At 70.3% G+C, this 15,992-nt stretch carries 15 protein-coding genes; 7 read left to right on the top strand and 8 right to left on the bottom strand.

Annotation, left to right across the window (positions count from 1 at the left end):
* Positions 1-192 precede the first annotated feature (192 nt).
* The 4 genes from ABZ725_RS18705 (at position 193) to ABZ725_RS18690 (ending at position 4,524) form a co-directional block, all read left to right on the top strand.
* Positions 193-1,995, top strand: a complete 1,803-nt coding sequence (locus ABZ725_RS18705) for a bifunctional metallophosphatase/5'-nucleotidase (protein ID WP_358803706.1) — start codon at positions 193-195, stop codon at positions 1,993-1,995.
* Between the two features lie 264 nt (positions 1,996-2,259).
* Complete coding sequence (locus ABZ725_RS18700; RefSeq protein ID WP_358803705.1) at positions 2,260-2,382, top strand: hypothetical protein; 123 nt, start codon at positions 2,260-2,262, stop codon at positions 2,380-2,382.
* 90 nt (positions 2,383-2,472) lie between these two features.
* The gene (locus ABZ725_RS18695) at positions 2,473-2,604 is read left to right on the top strand and encodes a hypothetical protein (RefSeq protein ID WP_358803704.1); all 132 of its coding nucleotides are present in this window, start codon (positions 2,473-2,475) and stop codon (positions 2,602-2,604) included.
* 144 nt (positions 2,605-2,748) lie between these two features.
* Complete coding sequence (locus ABZ725_RS18690; RefSeq protein WP_358803703.1) at positions 2,749-4,524, top strand: ABC transporter ATP-binding protein; 1,776 nt, start codon at positions 2,749-2,751, stop codon at positions 4,522-4,524.
* A gap of 73 nt (positions 4,525-4,597) precedes the next feature.
* Here the strand turns inward: ABZ725_RS18690 and ABZ725_RS18685 are convergent, their stop codons facing one another.
* The 8 genes from ABZ725_RS18685 to ABZ725_RS18650 form a co-directional block, all read right to left on the bottom strand.
* Positions 4,598-5,371 carry a response regulator transcription factor gene (locus ABZ725_RS18685; RefSeq protein WP_358803702.1) on the bottom strand — a complete coding sequence of 258 codons (774 nt, stop codon included), beginning with the start codon at positions 5,369-5,371 and terminating at the stop codon, positions 4,598-4,600.
* 47 nt (positions 5,372-5,418) lie between these two features.
* On the bottom strand, positions 5,419-7,512 hold the full coding sequence (locus tag ABZ725_RS18680; RefSeq protein ID WP_358803701.1) for a pectinesterase family protein: 2,094 nt from the start codon (positions 7,510-7,512) through the stop codon (positions 5,419-5,421).
* Positions 7,513-7,599: 87 nt separating this feature from the next.
* Positions 7,600-9,066, bottom strand: coding sequence for a HAMP domain-containing sensor histidine kinase (locus ABZ725_RS18675; protein ID WP_358803700.1), 1,467 nt, complete (start codon positions 9,064-9,066; stop codon positions 7,600-7,602).
* Positions 9,063-9,800, bottom strand: a complete 738-nt coding sequence (locus tag ABZ725_RS18670) for a response regulator transcription factor (RefSeq protein ID WP_351911363.1) — start codon at positions 9,798-9,800, stop codon at positions 9,063-9,065. The genes ABZ725_RS18675 and ABZ725_RS18670 overlap by 4 nt, the downstream gene beginning before the upstream one ends.
* 118 nt (positions 9,801-9,918) lie before the next feature.
* A complete protein-coding gene (locus ABZ725_RS18665; protein ID WP_358803699.1) occupies positions 9,919-10,128 on the bottom strand; it encodes a hypothetical protein in 210 nt (69 codons plus the stop codon).
* Between the two features lie 52 nt (positions 10,129-10,180).
* Entirely contained in the window at positions 10,181-11,338 is a 1,158-nt protein-coding gene (locus tag ABZ725_RS18660) for a trypsin-like peptidase domain-containing protein (RefSeq protein WP_358803698.1), read from the bottom strand.
* Between the two features lie 173 nt (positions 11,339-11,511).
* Positions 11,512-12,534, bottom strand: a complete 1,023-nt coding sequence (locus ABZ725_RS18655) for a LacI family DNA-binding transcriptional regulator (RefSeq protein WP_351911366.1) — start codon at positions 12,532-12,534, stop codon at positions 11,512-11,514.
* Between the two features lie 105 nt (positions 12,535-12,639).
* Positions 12,640-13,428, bottom strand: a complete 789-nt coding sequence (locus tag ABZ725_RS18650) for a response regulator transcription factor (RefSeq protein WP_351911367.1) — start codon at positions 13,426-13,428, stop codon at positions 12,640-12,642.
* 204 nt (positions 13,429-13,632) lie between these two features.
* Between ABZ725_RS18650 and ABZ725_RS18645 the strand changes: the two genes are divergently transcribed.
* Genes ABZ725_RS18645 through ABZ725_RS18635 form a run of 3 tightly spaced genes read left to right on the top strand, consistent with a single transcriptional unit; the run spans position 13,633 to position 15,956 of the window.
* Complete coding sequence (locus ABZ725_RS18645) at positions 13,633-14,469, top strand: alpha/beta fold hydrolase (protein ID WP_358803697.1); 837 nt, start codon at positions 13,633-13,635, stop codon at positions 14,467-14,469.
* A 37-nt stretch (positions 14,470-14,506) separates the two neighbouring features.
* Positions 14,507-14,761, top strand: a complete 255-nt coding sequence (locus ABZ725_RS18640) for a MoaD/ThiS family protein (protein WP_351911369.1) — start codon at positions 14,507-14,509, stop codon at positions 14,759-14,761.
* Position 14,762: 1 nt separating this feature from the next.
* Positions 14,763-15,956, top strand: coding sequence for a hypothetical protein (locus tag ABZ725_RS18635; RefSeq protein ID WP_358803696.1), 1,194 nt, complete (start codon positions 14,763-14,765; stop codon positions 15,954-15,956).
* The last annotated feature ends 36 nt before the right edge of the window (positions 15,957-15,992 follow it).

Genomic DNA, 15,992 nt, shown 5'->3' with positions numbered 1-15,992 from the left:
GGGTGCGGTCCGAATCGGTAAACCAGAGGGCAAGCGGAGGGTAAAGGGAAACCAGGATGTAACCAAGAACCCCCTGTCGCGCTACGCGCGTTGACCCTAGGCTGCGCCGGACGGGGCCACTTCCTCATACGTCTCTCAGGTCGGCTCGGCCCGGGGACGCAGACACCACAGGCAGACACCTCAGGGGGGCGCATGCCAGCCACTTCCCAGCCGCATCCGAACGGCAGACGTCGTACGTACCGTCTTCTCGCGGCCGCCGCGGGTCTCGCCACCGCCGGTGCGATGGCCGCCGCGCTCCCGGCGGACGCGCACGACACCAAGCACTCCAAGCCGCTGCCCAGCCGCTACCAGGACGTGCAGCTGCTGTCCTTCAACGACCTGCACGGCAACCTCGAGCCCCCGTCCGGCTCTTCCGGCCGGGTCACGGAACTCCAGGCGGACGGCACGACGAAGACGATCGACGCGGGCGGTGTGGAGTACCTCGCCACGCACCTGCGCGAGGCCCGCAAGGGCAACAAGTACTCGGTCACCGCGGCCGGCGGCGACATGGTCGGCGCCTCCCCGCTGATCTCGGGCCTGTTCCACGACGAGCCGACCATCGAGGCGCTGAACAAGCTCGATCTGGACGTCACGTCCGTCGGCAACCACGAGTTCGACGAGGGCGCCAAGGAACTGGCCCGGTTGCAGAAGGGCGGCTGTCACCCGACGGCCGGCTGCTACACGGACAAGAAGTTCAAGGGCGCCGACTTCCCGTACCTGGCGGCGAACGTCCTGGACGAGAAGACCGGCAAGCCGATCCTCAAGCCGTACTTCGTGTGGAAGAAGAAGGACGTCAAGATCGGCTTCATCGGCGTGACGCTGGAGGACACCCCCGGTGTCGTCTCCGCCGAGGGTGTCAAGGGCCTGAAGTTCAAGGACGAGGTCGAGACGATCAACAAGTACGCCAAGGAGCTGCAGAAGCAGGGCGTGAAGTCGATCGTGGCGCTCATCCACGAGGGCGGCCTGCCGGCCTCGGGCGCGTACAACTACAACTGTGACTCCCCGGGCGCGGGCGCCGGTATCTCCGGCCCGATCGTCGACATAGCCAAGAACATCACGCCGGCGGTGGACGCGCTGGTGACGGGGCACACGCACGCCGCGTACGCCTGCACGATCCCCGACCCGTCGGGCAAGCCGCGCACGGTCACCTCGGCCGCGTCCTTCGGTCGTCTCTACACGGACACCACGCTGACGTACGACCGCTTCACCGGTGACATCGCGCGTACCGCGGTCAAGTCGGCGAACCACGTGGTCACCCGGACCGTCGCCAAGGCGCCCGACATGACCGAGCTGATCAGCAAGTGGAACACCCTGGCGGCGCCGGTCGGCAACCGTGCGATCGGCTACATCTCCGCGGACGTCCCCAACACGGGCACCGAGTCCCCGATGGGCGACCTGATCGCGGACGCCCAGCTCTGGTACGGCAAGCAGCTCGACGCGGAGACCGACCTCGCGCTGATGAACCCGGGCGGTGTCCGGGCGGGCCTCACCTACACGGCCAAGGGCAGTGAGGGCGACGGCGTGGTCACCTACGCCGAGGGCTTCACCGTGCAGCCGTTCTCCAACACCGTCAACCTGCAGAACTTCACCGGCGCCCAGCTGATCCAGGTGCTGAAGGAGCAGGTGAGCGGGACGAACGCGAGCGCGCCGAAGATCCTGCAGCCGTCCGCCAACCTGACGTACACGCTGGACCTGACGAAGAGCGGCGCCGACCGCGTCGTCACGGACTCCATCAAGCTGAACGGCGCGGCGATCGACCCGGCCGCCACCTACCGCGTCTCGACGAACAGCTTCCTCGCGGGCGGCGGCGACGGCTTCACCACGCTGGGTCAGGGCACGAACGACGTCGTCGGCGCCGACGACCTGAGCGCGCTGGAGCAGTACCTGCTCGCCGGCTCCTCGGCCACGGCCCCGCTGGCCCCGCCGACGGCGAACCGGATCACGATCGTGCAGTAGCTCTCACCGCAGCAAGACGCAGAGGCGGCCACGTCACCGACGTGGCCGCCTCTCTGCGTCCGCCTCCGTATCCGCCTCTCCGTATTAAAACCTGTGTGAGTTCCCGGTTGGTTCCCGTATCCGCCTGAAAACTCATCTCAGCCGCAATTCATCGAGGTCTAAGCGGAATTGGCATTTTCTTCTCGCGGTGTCCCGTAGTGTTTTCCATGTCGAAAGCGAACGACGCGAAAGCGAAGATCGCAAACAGAGCGAACGGAGAACGTCATGAGCTTCCACAAGATCGTCCCGGTGAAGAAGTCCACCAAGCCTGCTCCGAAGCCCGCGGCCAAGAAGAAGACCGCTCCGAAGTCTGCACCGAAGCGTCGCCCGGTCTCCCATAAGAACTGAGTTGCAGCAGGGCTTGTTGCAAATCTGCGACAAATAAGCCACGCGTAAACCGAACATATTCAGCAGCTGATAAACGGAGAGGTAATTCCCATGAGCTTCCACAAGATCGTGCCCGTCAAGAAGGCCGCCAAGTCCGCCAAGCCCGCTCCGAAGCCGGTCGCCAAGAAGAAGGCCGCTTCGAAGGCCGCCCCGAAGCGTCGCCCGGTCGCGCACAAGGGCTGACCGGACGCCACGAGGCGGGGCCACCGATCCGGTGGCCCCGCCTCGGCCATGTCCGCCACACGACAGTCGGCACACGACAGTCGGCACACGACAGCCGACGCACGCCACACGACAGTCGGCACACGAAAGAGGGAGTCGTCGACGATGAGGGAAGCCCGTGCGGCCTTCCGCCGCTTCTGGCCGCTGACCCGCGGCGACCGCAGATGGATGCTGGCGATCGTCGCGTGCGTGGTGGTGTCCGCGCTCGCCGAGACGGCCTCCATCCTGCTGTTCGCCGAACTCACCGACAACGCCCTGGCGGCAGGCTCGCTCGCCGAGTTCTGGGGGCCGGCCGGAGCCTGGCTCGGCGTGGCCGCGCTCGGCGCGCTCGTCGGCTACCTGGGCAACTCACTCGCGACCTGGACGGCGGAACGCTTCGTCCTGCGGCTGCGCGCGAAGGTGTTCGCCCACGTCCAGGAGCTTCCACCGCACTTCTTCCAGCAGCACCGCCGGGGCGACCTGGTGGAACGCCTCACCGGAGACGTCGAGGCGATAGAGCAGCTGGTCGTGTCGGGCGTGGTGGGCACGGTCTCGGCGCTCTTCTCCGCGGTCTTCTACTCGGCGGCGGCCCTCTGGCTCCGCTGGGACCTGGCGCTGGCCACCTTCGTCCTCGCCCCGCTCTTCCTCCTCGCCGCCCGCCGCTTCTCCGGCCGTATCAAGCAGGCCTCGCAGGACGAGCGGGCCGCCGACGGCGCGATCACCTCGGTGGTGGAGGAGTCGCTGGGCAACGTCGTGCTGACCCAGGCGTACAACCGCCGCCGCGACGAGGAGCGGCGCCTCGACAAGGAGGCCCGCGCGTGGATGCGGGCGAGCGTGCGCGGGGCGCGGCTGAGCGAGATGTACGAGCAGTTCGTGGAGGTCGTCGAGACGCTCTGCGTCCTGTCGGTGATCGGCCTGGGCGTCTGGGAGATCTCGGCCGGCCGGATGACCCTCGGCGCGCTGCTCGCGTTCGCCGCGTTCATCGGCTACCTCTACCCGCCGGTCCGCAACCTCGGCCAACTGGGTCTGACGGTCACCGCGGCCACGGCGGGCGCGGAACGCATCGCCGAGATCCTGGACGCGGAGCCGGCGGTGCGGGACCCGCAGACCCCCGTTCCCGCGTGGCCGGTCCGCGGCTGGGTCAGCTTCCACGGCGTCACGTTCCGCTACCCCGAGGCCGCCCGCAGGTCGTTGCAGGACGTGAGCTTCACGGCGGGCCCCGGCGAACTGGTCCTGGTCACGGGCGCGAGCGGGGCCGGCAAGTCCACCCTCTCCAAGCTCCTCACCCGGTTCTACGACCCGGACACGGGCGTGATCTGCCTGGACGGAGTCCCGCTGACGGACGTCCCGCTGGAGTTCGTGCGCGAGAACATGGCGCTGCTTCCCCAGCAGACGCTCGTCCTGAACGGCACGATCCGCGAGAACATCGGGTGCGGCCGCCCGGGCGCGACGGACGAGGAGATCGAGCGGGCGGCCCGGTCCGCCGCCGCCCACGACTTCGTCATGGCCCTCCCCGACGGCTACGACACGCACATCGCCCCCGGCACGGCCGCGCTCTCGGGCGGTCAGCTCCAGCGGATCGCCATCGCCCGCGCGATGCTCCGCGCGGCCCCGGTCCTGGTCCTGGACGAGCCCACCGCCGGCCTCGACTCGGTGGCCGCCCGGCAGATCGTCCAGCCGCTCCGCCGGCTGATGTCGGGCCGCACGACCATCATGATCACCCACGATCTGAGCCTGGCCCCCGACGCCGACCGCATCCTGGTCGTGGACGAGGGACGGCTCGTGGACGCGGGAACGCACGACGAGCTGATGACCCGCTGCGACGCGTACATCAGGCTGGTGGAGCCGTGGTCGGCAACGGAGGAGAAGGCCATGGACGACACCCTGGTACTGCGTCTCTGAGCTGCCCCTCCGACCCACCCCTCTGACCTGCGCCCCTGCCCTGCCGCTCTGGGCTGGGGCGCTGGGCTGGGGCTCACCCCACCCGCAGCATGTATCCCAACCCCCGGACCGTCTGGATCAGCCGTGGCTCGCCGTACTGCTCCAGCTTGCGGCGCAGGTACATGACGTACACGTCGAGGGTGTTGGAGTTGGGCTCGAAGTCGAAGCCCCAGACGTCCTTGTGGATCTGGGAGCGGCTGAGGACCTTGGCCGGGTGGCGCAGGAAGTACTCCAGGAGGGAGTACTCGGTGCGGGTGAGGTCGAGGGGGCGGGCGGCCCGGGTGACCGTGCGGGAGGACAGATCCATGGCGATGTCATGGAAGGTCAGCCGGGCGGAGGGGGTCCGGGGCGGCGGGGGCGTGCGCCGTCCGGTGCCGCGGCGCAGCAGGGCCCGTACCCGGGCGAGGAGTTCCTCCACGGCGAACGGCTTCATCAGGTAGTCGTCCGCGCCGTTGTCGAGCGCGACGATCCGGTCGCCGACGGCGCCCCGGCCGGTGAGCATCAGGATCGGGACGGTGCAGCCGGAGGCCCGGATCCGGCGGGTCGCGGCCAGGCCGTCGAGGCCGGGCATGGTGACGTCCATCAGGATCAGGTCGGGGGTGGTGCCGGGCGCCCCGACGAGGTCGAGGGCGAGCCGTCCGTTCTCGGCGAGGAGGGTCTCGTAGCCCTCGAAGCGGAGAAGCCGGCCGAGTCCTTCGCGGATGTCCGCGTCGTCGTCGGCCAGCAGTATCCTCCCCGCGGTCCCGGTCTCCGCCGCCCTTGTCCCTGACGCCCTTGTCTCCGGTCCCCTCACAGTTCGCATCGCCATCCCCTCACGGTGCGGCGAGGGGCTGTGGCAGGGCTGGCAGGGGGATGTCAGGAAGCCGTGGGGGTCCAGTCGCCGAGCCAGTCCGCGACCTCCTGGTCGGCGGCCTGGGCCGCGGTCAGCTGCGGACGGTCGCCGCTCGCGCTGCCCGCGCCCGCGCCGGTGTTCTGGTACTCGGCGAACCGGTCCTCCTTCCAGGAGAAGCCGCCCATGTCCGACCACGGGGTGGACTTGACCGCCGCGCTGAGCGTGGTGCCCCGGACGGTGGTCTGCGGGTCGACGGTCGTGTCGCCGCTCGGGTGCCAGTTGCGGCCGAGGTAGAAGGAGGCGGCCGTGACGTCTCCGCCGATCGACGACCTGTTGATGAGGATGCCCTTGCGGCCGCCCGGCGTGCTCGGGGCCGTGACATAGCCGGCCGAGGTGCCGTTCCAGCGCTTCTTCAGCGTGATGACGGACTTGTCGACCACGACCGTCGCCCGCCCGAAGATGAAGTCGACGTTGCCGGTGATGTAGGAGTTGGCGATGTAGACCCGGCCGAGCTTGTCCTTGGCGGCGGTCTCCAGCTCCAGGGTGTCCTGGTCGCCGTTGACGATGACCCCGTCCAGGACGATCCTGTCGGCCTGCGTCAGCAGCGCCACCGCCTGGTTGGCGATGTCCTGGTGCTTCGACTCGTCGAAGTCGTTGGTGACGGTGAGGTTGCGCACCTGGGAGTCGTCCGACTGGACGGAGACGGTGGCGCTGCCCGGGGTGCCGTAGGTCCCGGACCCGTCGGGCTTGGTCATGCCGGCCGCGTTGCCGTAGACGATCGTCGTGTCCTTGCGGCTGGCGCCCGAGCCCTGGATGGTGACGTGCGGCTTGTTGGCCGGGACCTTCACGACCTCGCGGTACGTCCCCGGCTTCACGGAGATCACGACCCGGGAGGCGTTGTTCGCGGGCACGGCGTCCACGGCGGCCTGGACGGTCCTGTACTGACCGGAGCCGTCGGCGGCGACGGTGAGGGTGGTGGCCGCGGCGGCGGTGGTGCTCGCGGTGGTGGCCGTCGTGCCGATCGAGGCCCGGGGGCCCACGCCCGCCTTGAGGAGGGCGGGCACGTCCGCGGCCTTGTCGAGGGTGTACGCGTAGTACGTCTTCGGGTCCCAGGCCGCGCCCGTGCCGCCGCTCTCGTTCTTGCCGGTCGTCCCGGAGAACACGTTGCCGCGCTGGACGAGGGTGGCGGTGGCGTCCCGCACGACGGGGTTGGTCAGGCCCTGGAAGTAGGAGTTCTCCAGCAGCATGTTCGTCCTGCCGCGCGAGTAGTTGCCGTAGGAGGACTTGATGTCCGTCCCGGCCACGTCCTCCAGGAAGTTGTTGTACAGGTGCGCGTGGGCGACGTTGTCCGTGGACGGGTTGCGCTGCTCGGTCTCGCGGATCCAGTTGTGGTGGATCGTGATGTCGGCGGTGGTGTTCTCGGTCCAGCCGATGCCGAACGCCTTGTTCTCCTGGCTGAGCTTGTTCCAGGACACGGTCAGATACGTCGTGTCCTTGCGGCTGTCGATGAGTCCGTCGGCCATGTGCCGCAGGTCGTTGTGGTCGATCCAGACGTGGTGGGCGCCGTCCATCTGGATCGCGTCGAAGTCGTGCTCCTTGTCGTTCCAGACGCCCTGGTAGGCGTCCCGGATCGTCAGGTTCCTGATGATGACGTTGTGGACGCCCTGGCCGAGGAAGAAGCCGCCGCCGACGATGTGCCCGGAGGTCCCGGAGCCCACGATCGTCTTGTTCGACTGAACCTTGATCTCTTTCCCGACCGGGTCCATGGTGATCGTCGCCGCGACGACGATGACGTACGGCTCGCTCGCCGTCGCGTACTTCTCCAGGTCGGCGAGGGTCTTCACGGTGACCGTCCTGCCGTCCCGGCCGCCGTAGGTGCCGTTCTGGCCAAGAGCATTGACCGAGGCGAAGCCGTCGGCGGAGGCGGTGGCCCAGGCGGGCGCGGCGGCGGTCGCGGCCGAGGCCTGCGCCTGCGCGTCAGCGCCGAACAGGCCGAGGTCCGTGCCGTAGGCGAGGGATCCGGCGGCGGTGAGGGCCAGCGGTACGCCGACCGCCAGCGCCGTCCTCCTTCTGCGGTGGCGGGGCTTGGCCGTCGACTTGGCGCGGTGCTCGCTCATGCGGCTACCTTCCGTGCGGGGTGGGGGACTTGGTTCTCGCATGAGTCGCCACCCGGTTCGGAAAGGTTGCCGCGTCCAGGGCCTGTCCTAGAGAGCGGTTGCGGGATCCTCCGGCGGAGGGGTCGGCGCCCCCGGCAGGCGGACCGTCGCCACCGTGCCGCCGCCGTCCGCGTGGGCCAGGGTGACCTGGCCGCCGGCCTGTTCCACGGTGCGGGCGACGATCGAGAGGCCGAGGCCGGAGCCGGGGAGGGCACGTGCGCTGGGGGAGCGCCAGAAGCGGTCGAAGACGTGCGGGAGTTCCTCGGTGGGGATGCCGGGACCGTGGTCGCGGACGGTCAGCACACCGCCGGTCAGCCGGACGTCGATGACACCGCCCTCGGGGCTGAACTTCACCGCGTTGTCCAGGATGTTGACCACCGCGCGCTCCAGCGCGGCCGGCTCCGCCCGGGTGTACCAGGCTTCGAGCGAGGCGGTGATGGTCAGTTCCGGGCCGCGCAGCCGGGCCCGGCGCAGCGCCGACTCGACGGTGTCCTCCAGCGAGACCACCTGTACGCGTTCGCCGCGCTGGCCCTCCGAGCGGGACAGTTCCTGGAGGTCGCCGATCAGCGCCGCCAGCTCGGTCATCTGCGCCGTCACGGAGGTGAGGAGTGCCTTGCGGTCCGCCGGGGGGATCGGGCGGCCCGTCTCCTCGCTGCGGGAGAGGAGCTCGATGTTGGTGCGCAGGGAGGTGAGGGGCGTGCGCAGTTCGTGTCCGGCGTCGGCGATCAACTGCTGTTGCAGCTCGCGGGAGTTGGCGAGGGAGGCGGTCATCGAGTTGAAGGACCGGGAGAGGCGGGCCACCTCGTCGTCGCTGTCGTCCTCGACGGGGATGCGGACGCCCAGGTCTTCGGTGCGGGCGACGTGCTCCACGGCTTCCGTGAGCTTGTCGACCGGACGCAGGCCCGCACGGGCGACCGCCAGACCGGCAGCTCCCGCTCCGAGCACTCCGATGCCGGAAACGAGCAGGAGGATGAGTGCCAGGTCGTTGAGGGTGTTCTGGGTTTCTTTGAGGGACACGCCGAGGACCAGCGCGTAGTCGGGGTATAGCTGAGTGGCGGGTCCGAATCCCCCCACCAGGAGGGGAGTGGTCCGTACTCGTACGTCGTTGCCGTCGGAGTCGGTGCTGTTGTGGAAGGTGTTCACACCCGGGTCGGGGTCTGCCGCCACGCTCTTGTCGTGACCCGTGACCTTGACAACGCCGGCCGAGTCGCTGAACACGCAGACGGTGCCGTCCGACTTCACCACCTGCACGTAGTAGTCCCTGGGGCGCATGCTGTCGGACGAATCGCTCGCCTCCTTGGGACAGGCGGCCAGCAGAGCCGTGATCTCCTGCTGCCCCAGCCGCACGTTGGCGCCGTCGAGCTGGTTGTCGACCTGGTCGTACAGCTTCCCCTGCACGATGAACCAGCACGTCACCGAGACCGCCGCCACCGCGAAGGCCACGGCGGCAGCCACCAGCATCGACAGCCGGGCCCGGATGGGCAGGGTCCGGAACCGTCGTACGAGCTTCTTCACTCCGCGCCGCCCTGTCGCAGCACATACCCCACGCCCCGCACGGTGTGCACGAGACGCGGCTCGCCGCCCGCCTCCGTCTTGCGGCGCAGGTACATCACGTACACGTCCAGCGAGTTGGACGACGGCTCGAAGTCGAAGCCCCAGACCGCCTTCAGGATCTGCTCACGGGTGAGGACCTGGCGCGGGTGCGCCATGAACATCTCCAGCAGAGTGAACTCGGTCCGAGTGAGTTCCACCGGGCGTCCGCCTCGCGTGACCTCGCGGGTCGCGAGGTCCATGCGCAGGTCGGCGAAGGTGAGCGCCTCGTCCTCCTCCACCGTGCCCGCTCCGGCCGCCGCCGCGTAGGAGCTGCGCCGCAGCAACGCGCGTACCCGGGCGAAGAGTTCGTCGAGTTCGAACGGCTTGACCAGGTAGTCGTCGGCGCCGGCGTCGAGTCCGGTGACCCGGTCGCCGACCGTGTCGCGGGCCGTCAGCATCAGGATGGGCGTGGTGTCGCCGGCCCCGCGGATACGGCGTGCGGCGGTGAGGCCGTCCATGCGCGGCATCTGGATGTCCAGCACCACCAGGTCGGGGCGGTAGGCCGTCGCCTTCTCCAGCGCGTCCGCGCCGTCCACTGCCGTCTGCGTGTCGTAGCCCTCGAAGGCGAGACTGCGCTGGAGTGCTTCACGCACCGCCGGCTCGTCGTCGACGATCAGGATGCGCTGGGTGTCACGGTCGCCTTCGGCGGGGCTCATGGGCGTGGATTCCTCGGGTGCGGTGGGACGGGCGGGAGGCCTGACGTGCGGGCGGTACTGAACGCCTTCAGCCTCGCATGCTTCCCTGCAGGTGCGTAAAGGCCGGAACGGGGTGGGATCAGCCGCGCATCGCCGCGAGCCGGTTCAGCGGGACCTTGCGCAGGTGCGGGCGGGCCGCCGTGGTGCGCAGGCCCATCAGTTGCGGGGCCGCGACCTCGGGCGCCCGGGTCGGGGCCACCGGCTCGTGCAGCTCGTACGCCACGTCGAGGGCCAGGGCGATGTCGGCCGCGCCGAAACCGGTCACCGTGTGCGAAATCTGCTTGATCATGACGTACTCCCTAGCTCGGTGAAGTGCGGTAGCTCGGTGAAGTGCGGTGGGTTCAGCTGTCGGAGCCGCCGGCGCGGAGGCCGGCCAGGTCTGCCTTGACGGTGTTGATCGGGATGGCGAAGCCGAGGCCGACACTGCCGGCGTCGGAGGAGGAGGAAGAGTCCGTCGCGGCGGAGTACATCGCGGAGTTGATGCCGATGATGTTGCCGCTGGCGTCGATGAGCGCGCCGCCGGAGTTGCCGGGGTTCAGGGAGGCGTCCGTCTGGAGGGCCTTGTAGGTCGTGGTGGACGAGCCCGTGTCGCCGTTGAACTCCTGGCCGCCGAACTGGAACGGCCAGCTGCCGTCGCCGCCGCCCTGCTGGCCCTGGCCCTGGCTCTGGCTCTCGTCCGTGGAGACGGTCACGTCCCGGTTCAGGGCGGAGACGATGCCGCTGGTGACGGTGCCGGTCAGGCCCTCGGGGGAGCCGATCGCCACGACCGTGTCGCCGACCTTGACGCCGTCGGAGTCGCCGAGGGTCGCCGCCTTCAGCCCGGACGCGTTCTCCAGCTTGATGAGCGCGAGGTCCTTCTTGCTGTCGGTGCCGACGACCTTGGCGGTGTACGACTTGCCGTCGCTGGTCGTCACCTTGATCGAGTTCGCGCCCGAGATGACGTGGTTGTTGGTGACGATCTCGCCGCCGCTGGTGATGATCACGCCGGAGCCGGTGGACGTCCCGTTGCTCAGCGTGGCGCTGACCTCGACGACGCTCGGGCTGACCGCCGCCGCGATGCTGGCCACGTCACCCGTCTTGCTGGAGGGCACCACGCTGGTGGTGGTGGACGAGGAGACGACCTCGTCCTTGCCGGTCAGCTCCTGGATGCCGTAGGCCGTGCCACCGCCTATGGCGGCCGCGACGATCGCCACCGCGGCGAGCAGGGCGAGCGGGCCGCGGGCGCGCTTCTTCTTGGCGGGGGCGGGCTCGGCGGTGAGGAGAGCGGTTCCGCCGTCGTTGCCGTTGCCGTGTCCGTTGCCGCCCGCGGCCGCCTGCGTCTGCCACACGGTGGTGGGCTCGATGACGGGCTGCTGCACCTGCTGCTGCACGGGCTGCTGCGGTACCGGCTGGTACGCCGGCGGGGGCGGCCACTCCGGGTTCACCGGGGCGGAGCTCTGGGCCTGGTACGGGTTCTCGAAGTTCTCGTACTCGCCGCTGCGGCGGATGCTCTCGGTCATGGAAAGAAGCTTCGCGCTCGACCATGAGAGCTCCCTGAGTGCTCCCTGAGAAGCCCGCCAGAACCTCGTATGCCCGATATAAGGAAGTCTCTCGCAGCTCGGGGGAGCCTCTCAGGAAAGCTTCATGGAAGCCCCCGGAAGCCCCCGGCCGGGGCACTCCGTGCCCGGTGGAGCTACTCGCAGCCGCAGGACCGTCGCGCCAGGAGCCGGGACGGGAACACCTTCAGTCGCTCGCGACGCGACCCCGCGACGCGCAGACCGTCGTCCAGGACGAGGTCGACCGCCGCGCGGGCCATCGCCGAGCGGTCCGAGGCGATCGTCGTCAGCGGCGGGTCGGTGAGCGCCGCCTCCTTGATGTCGTCGAAGCCGGCCACCGCCAGCTCGCCGGGCACGTCGATGCGCAGTTCGCGCGCCGCGCGCAGCAGGCCGATCGCCTGGTCGTCGGTGGAGCAGAAGACGGCCGGCGGCCGGTTCGGGCCCGCCAGCAGCTCCAGGGAGACCCGGTAGGCGTCGTAGCGGTTGTAGGGGGCCTCGAAGAGTCGGCCCTCCGTGGAGATCCCGGCCTCGTCCATCGCGCGCCGCCAGCCCTCGACGTGGTCGGAGACCGGGTCGCCGACGGAGGGGGTCTCCGCGGTGCCGCCGACACAGGCCACGTATTCGTAGCCGTGCTCCAGCAGGTGGCGGACGGCGAGCTGGGCGCCGCCCAGGTCGTCGGTGACGACGGCGACGTCGTCGATGGCCTCGGGGCGCTCGTGCAGCAGCACCACGCGCGCGTCCCAGGCGTCGATCTCCGCGGCCGCCAGATCGTTCAGCGCGTGGCTGACGAGGATCAGACCCGAGACGCGCATCCCGAGGAACGCGCGCAGATAGTGGACCTCGCGCTCGGCGACGTAGTCGGTGTTGCCGACCAGCACCATCTTTCCGCGCTCGGAGGCGGCCTGCTCGACCGCGTGCGCCATCTCGCCGAAGAACGGCTGACGGGCGTCCGGGATGATCAGGCCTATGAGGTCGGTGCGCCGGGACGCCATCGCCTGGGCGACCCGGTCGGGCCGGTACCCCAGTTCCTTGATGGCGGCGAGGACACGCTCGCGCGTGGCCGGGGCGACCGGCCGGGGTCCGTTGTTGATGACATAGCTGACGACCGCGGTAGAGGTCCCCGCCAGTCGTGCCACATCATCCCGAGTCACCTTGGCCACGCGCGGAGTCTACGCGGATGGACCCGCTCTGGGCAGGGCGTACTGCAGCTTGCCTGTGCGCAAGCAACGCCCTCCCCGAGCAGGTACGGGGCCTACTGACGGGTACTACGCCTCCGCCGAGACCTCGTGGGCGTCCAGGGCGGTCGCGTTGTCCGCATCCTCCGCCTTTGCCTGCTCCGACCGGTCCGCCTTGGCCTTCGCGTCCTCGCCGCCGCGCTCCCCCTTCTCAGGGGTAACGAATCGATAACCGACGTTCCGGACGGTTCCGATCAGCGACTCGTGCTCCGGGCCGAGCTTGGCCCGCAGCCGCCGTACATGGACGTCGACCGTGCGGGTGCCGCCGAAGTAGTCGTAGCCCCAGACCTCCTGGAGCAGCTGTGCACGAGTGAACACCCGGCCCGGGTGCTGGGCCAGATACTTCAGGAGCTCGAACTCCTTGAAGGTGAGGTCCAGGACCCGTCCCTTCAGCTTCGCGCTGTAGGTCGCCTCGTCGACCGACAGGTCGCCGTTGCGGATCTCCATCGGGGAGTCGTCGTTGACGATCTGCTGGCGGCCCATGGCCAGCCGCAGTCTCGCCTCGACCTCGGCCGGTCCGGCCGTGTCGAGGAGCACGTCGTCGATGCCCCAGTCGGCGGTGACGGCTGCGAGGCCGCCCTCGGTGACCACGAGGATGAGCGGACAGCCGGGGCCCGTGGAGCGCAGCAGCTGGCAGAGGCTGCGGACCTGGGGCAGATCGCGGCGGCCGTCGATCAGGATGACGTCGGCGCCGGGGGTGTCGACGAGAGCGGGGCCTTCGGCCGGTGCCACGCGCACGTTGTGCAGCAGTAGGCCGAGGGCGGGAAGCACCTCCGTCGACGGCTGGAGGGCGTTGGTCAGGAGCAGCAGAGAACTCATACGTCTGGTTCCTCCTCGGTCCCTGCGAGGACGTTTTCGGCACTGCGCTTGCTTTGCGGCACTGCACTGCGTTCCCGGGGGCCGTACACCCGCGGTCACCTGGCGTTTCCCGCCCTGTTCCCACTTCGTATACAACGGTTCCGAAAGCACAAAAGGACCCGGGGGCTTCGCTGCCCGAGTCCTCTGTCCAGCAGAATAGCCCACATGAGCAGCAGTCCGGCAGGTCATGTGGCACGTTCCACCGTTCGTCCGAATGCCGAGACGGGCAGTCGCACACCATTGCGGACGTTTCTGACCGCCGCCGACGGGATTTCCATCGATTCCGTATACGAACCGGGTGGCGTTGTATACGACGCCTCCGCGCCATCCACCGGTCATCCGGTGTTCGTCGTCGCGCACGGGTTCACGGGCGATGTGGACCGCCCGCACGTACGGCGCGTGGCGTCCGCCCTCGCCCGGCACGGCGCCGTCGTCACCTTCTCCTTCCGCGGGCACGGCCGCTCCGGCGGGCACTCCACCGTCGGCGACCGCGAGGTGCACGACCTCGCCGCCGTCGTGGAGTGGGCGCGCTCGCTCGGGCACGCGCGCGTGGCGACCGTCGGCTTCTCCATGGGCGGTTCGGTGGTCCTGCGGCACGCGGCGCTGCACCCGGGGACGGTGGACGCCGTCGTCTCCGTGAGCGCCCCCGCCCGCTGGTACTACCGCGGCACGCCTCCGATGCGCCGGGTGCACTGGCTGGTCACCCGCCCCGAGGGCCGGCTGGTCGCGCGCTACGGCTTGCGCACCCGTATCCACGGCGACTGGGACCCGGTGCCGCTGTCGCCGGTCGAGGCGGTCCCCAAGATCGCGCCCACGCCGCTGCTGATCGTGCACGGCGACCAGGACGGCTACTTCCCGCTCGACCACCCCCGGATGCTGGCCGAGGCCGCCGCCGGTCACGGCGAACTCTGGGTGGAGCACGGCATGGGCCACGCCGAGCACGCGGCCGACGACGGACTGCTGGCCCGCATCGGGGACTGGGCGGTCGCACAGGGCGGCTAGCCTGACCGTGTACACAGCCGATCGATTGAAGGAACCGATGCCAAAGGTCACGGTGCGCTACTGGGCGGCCGCGAAGGCCGCGGCCGGGGTCGCCGAGGAGCCGCACGACGCGGACACCCTCGCCGAGGCCCTCGACGCCGCCCGTGCGCGACACCCCGGCGAACTCGTGCGTGTCCTGCAGCGATGCTCGTTCCTCGTCGACGGTGACCCCGTGGGCACCCGCGCACATGAGACGGTACGGCTGGCCGACGGCGGCACGGTCGAGGTGCTCCCGCCGTTCGCAGGAGGGTGAGATGACCGACCAGCCGTATGACCCGCCGTTCGACCAGCCGTATCAGCAGTACCCGCCGTACGAGGGGTACGAGGGCTACGACCCCCAGGCCCAGCAGGCACAGCACGCCCAGCAGGCGCAGCAGGCGTGGCCAGGGCAGCAGCAGGGGTACGACGACCCGCAGGCCCACCTCCAGTACACGCAGCAGTGGCAGGGCCAGACCTGGGAGACCAGCGTCCAGGCGCCGGTCACCCCGGCCGACCCGGCCCAGGCGTACGGCGGGTCGCAGGCCGCGTACGGCGCATCCGACGCGTACGCCCAGGCCGGGTACGGCCAGGCCGCCGCCGCACCCACGCCCCCGCCCTCCGCACCCGCATCCGCACCCCGGCCCGTCACGGCGCCCGACTCCAGCGGCCCCGACTCGACCTACGGCCCCGCCACCCTCGCCGGCAACGCCCGCGTCACCGACGCCCAGCGGGCCCGGCTGGAGGGGCGGTCGCCGATCATCGAGCCGGGCATGCAGCCCGCCGCGCTCACCGCGCTCCTCGGCCTGCTGCTCTCCGGTTCGGCGGCGATCGGCTCGTACGCCCTGCTCGTCCCGCTCGTCGTGCTCCAGGCCGTCACGGCCGCGGGCTGGTTCCGGCTGAACGGCATGTGGCCGGCCCGGCAGGGCATCGCGCTCGCCTTCCTGGGCGCGCTGGTCTCGGACGTCGCCCTGCTGGTGGCCGGGCGGGAGAACGCGCCCGCCGCGATCCTCGGCACCCTGGGCGTGTGGGTCCTGCTCGTCCTGGTCCTGCAGCTGCGCTCGCACGCCGACGCCGACGAGCGCATGTACGGCCTGATGGCGACCGTCGCCTCCGCCGCGCTGGCCATCCTCGCCACCGGGCACCTCGGCGCCGAGCCGGACGCGGTGTCGGCCGGGGCGGCCGCGGTCGCGGTGGCCATACTGGCCCGCGCGCTGCCGCTGCCCACCCCGGCCTCCGTCGTGGTGGCCCTGCTCGCCGCGGCGGGCGCGGGCATCGCGGTCGGCGAGATGACCGGACTGGGCGCCGGGGGCGCGCTGCTCGGCGCGGGCGCGGCGGGCTGCGCGCTCATCGGCCACCGGGTCGCGAGCTACGACTACCCCTCCCGCTTCGTCCACTTCACGGCGGGCGTGGCCCTGCCGCTGGCCGCGGCCGCACCCGCGGTCTACGTGCTGGGACGGGCGCTGGGGTGAGCGCCGGGGAGACCTGGTAGGGACCTGGCAGGGCGC

The sequence above is a fragment of the Streptomyces sp. NPDC006872 genome (assembly GCF_040635845.1).
In the GTDB taxonomy this organism is placed as follows: Bacteria; Actinomycetota; Actinomycetes; order Streptomycetales; family Streptomycetaceae; genus Streptomyces.
Note: the sequence above shows the minus strand (reverse complement) of the source record. Positions and strands in the feature narration are given on the sequence as shown.

Coding starts and splice junctions, on each gene's coding strand:
- ABZ725_RS18705 (WP_358803706.1), top strand. CDS start 193: ATGCCAGCCACTTCCCAGCCGCATCCGAACGGCAGACGTCGTACGTAC.
- ABZ725_RS18700 (WP_358803705.1), top strand. CDS start 2,260: ATGAGCTTCCACAAGATCGTCCCGGTGAAGAAGTCCACCAAGCCTGCT.
- ABZ725_RS18695 (WP_358803704.1), top strand. CDS start 2,473: ATGAGCTTCCACAAGATCGTGCCCGTCAAGAAGGCCGCCAAGTCCGCC.
- ABZ725_RS18690 (WP_358803703.1), top strand. CDS start 2,749: ATGAGGGAAGCCCGTGCGGCCTTCCGCCGCTTCTGGCCGCTGACCCGC.
- ABZ725_RS18685 (WP_358803702.1), bottom strand. CDS start 5,371: ATGGCGATGCGAACTGTGAGGGGACCGGAGACAAGGGCGTCAGGGACA.
- ABZ725_RS18680 (WP_358803701.1), bottom strand. CDS start 7,512: ATGAGCGAGCACCGCGCCAAGTCGACGGCCAAGCCCCGCCACCGCAGA.
- ABZ725_RS18670 (WP_351911363.1), bottom strand. CDS start 9,800: ATGAGCCCCGCCGAAGGCGACCGTGACACCCAGCGCATCCTGATCGTC.
- ABZ725_RS18665 (WP_358803699.1), bottom strand. CDS start 10,128: ATGATCAAGCAGATTTCGCACACGGTGACCGGTTTCGGCGCGGCCGAC.
- ABZ725_RS18660 (WP_358803698.1), bottom strand. CDS start 11,338: ATGACCGAGAGCATCCGCCGCAGCGGCGAGTACGAGAACTTCGAGAAC.
- ABZ725_RS18650 (WP_351911367.1), bottom strand. CDS start 13,428: ATGAGTTCTCTGCTGCTCCTGACCAACGCCCTCCAGCCGTCGACGGAG.
- ABZ725_RS18645 (WP_358803697.1), top strand. CDS start 13,633: ATGAGCAGCAGTCCGGCAGGTCATGTGGCACGTTCCACCGTTCGTCCG.
- ABZ725_RS18640 (WP_351911369.1), top strand. CDS start 14,507: ATGCCAAAGGTCACGGTGCGCTACTGGGCGGCCGCGAAGGCCGCGGCC.
- ABZ725_RS18635 (WP_358803696.1), top strand. CDS start 14,763: ATGACCGACCAGCCGTATGACCCGCCGTTCGACCAGCCGTATCAGCAG.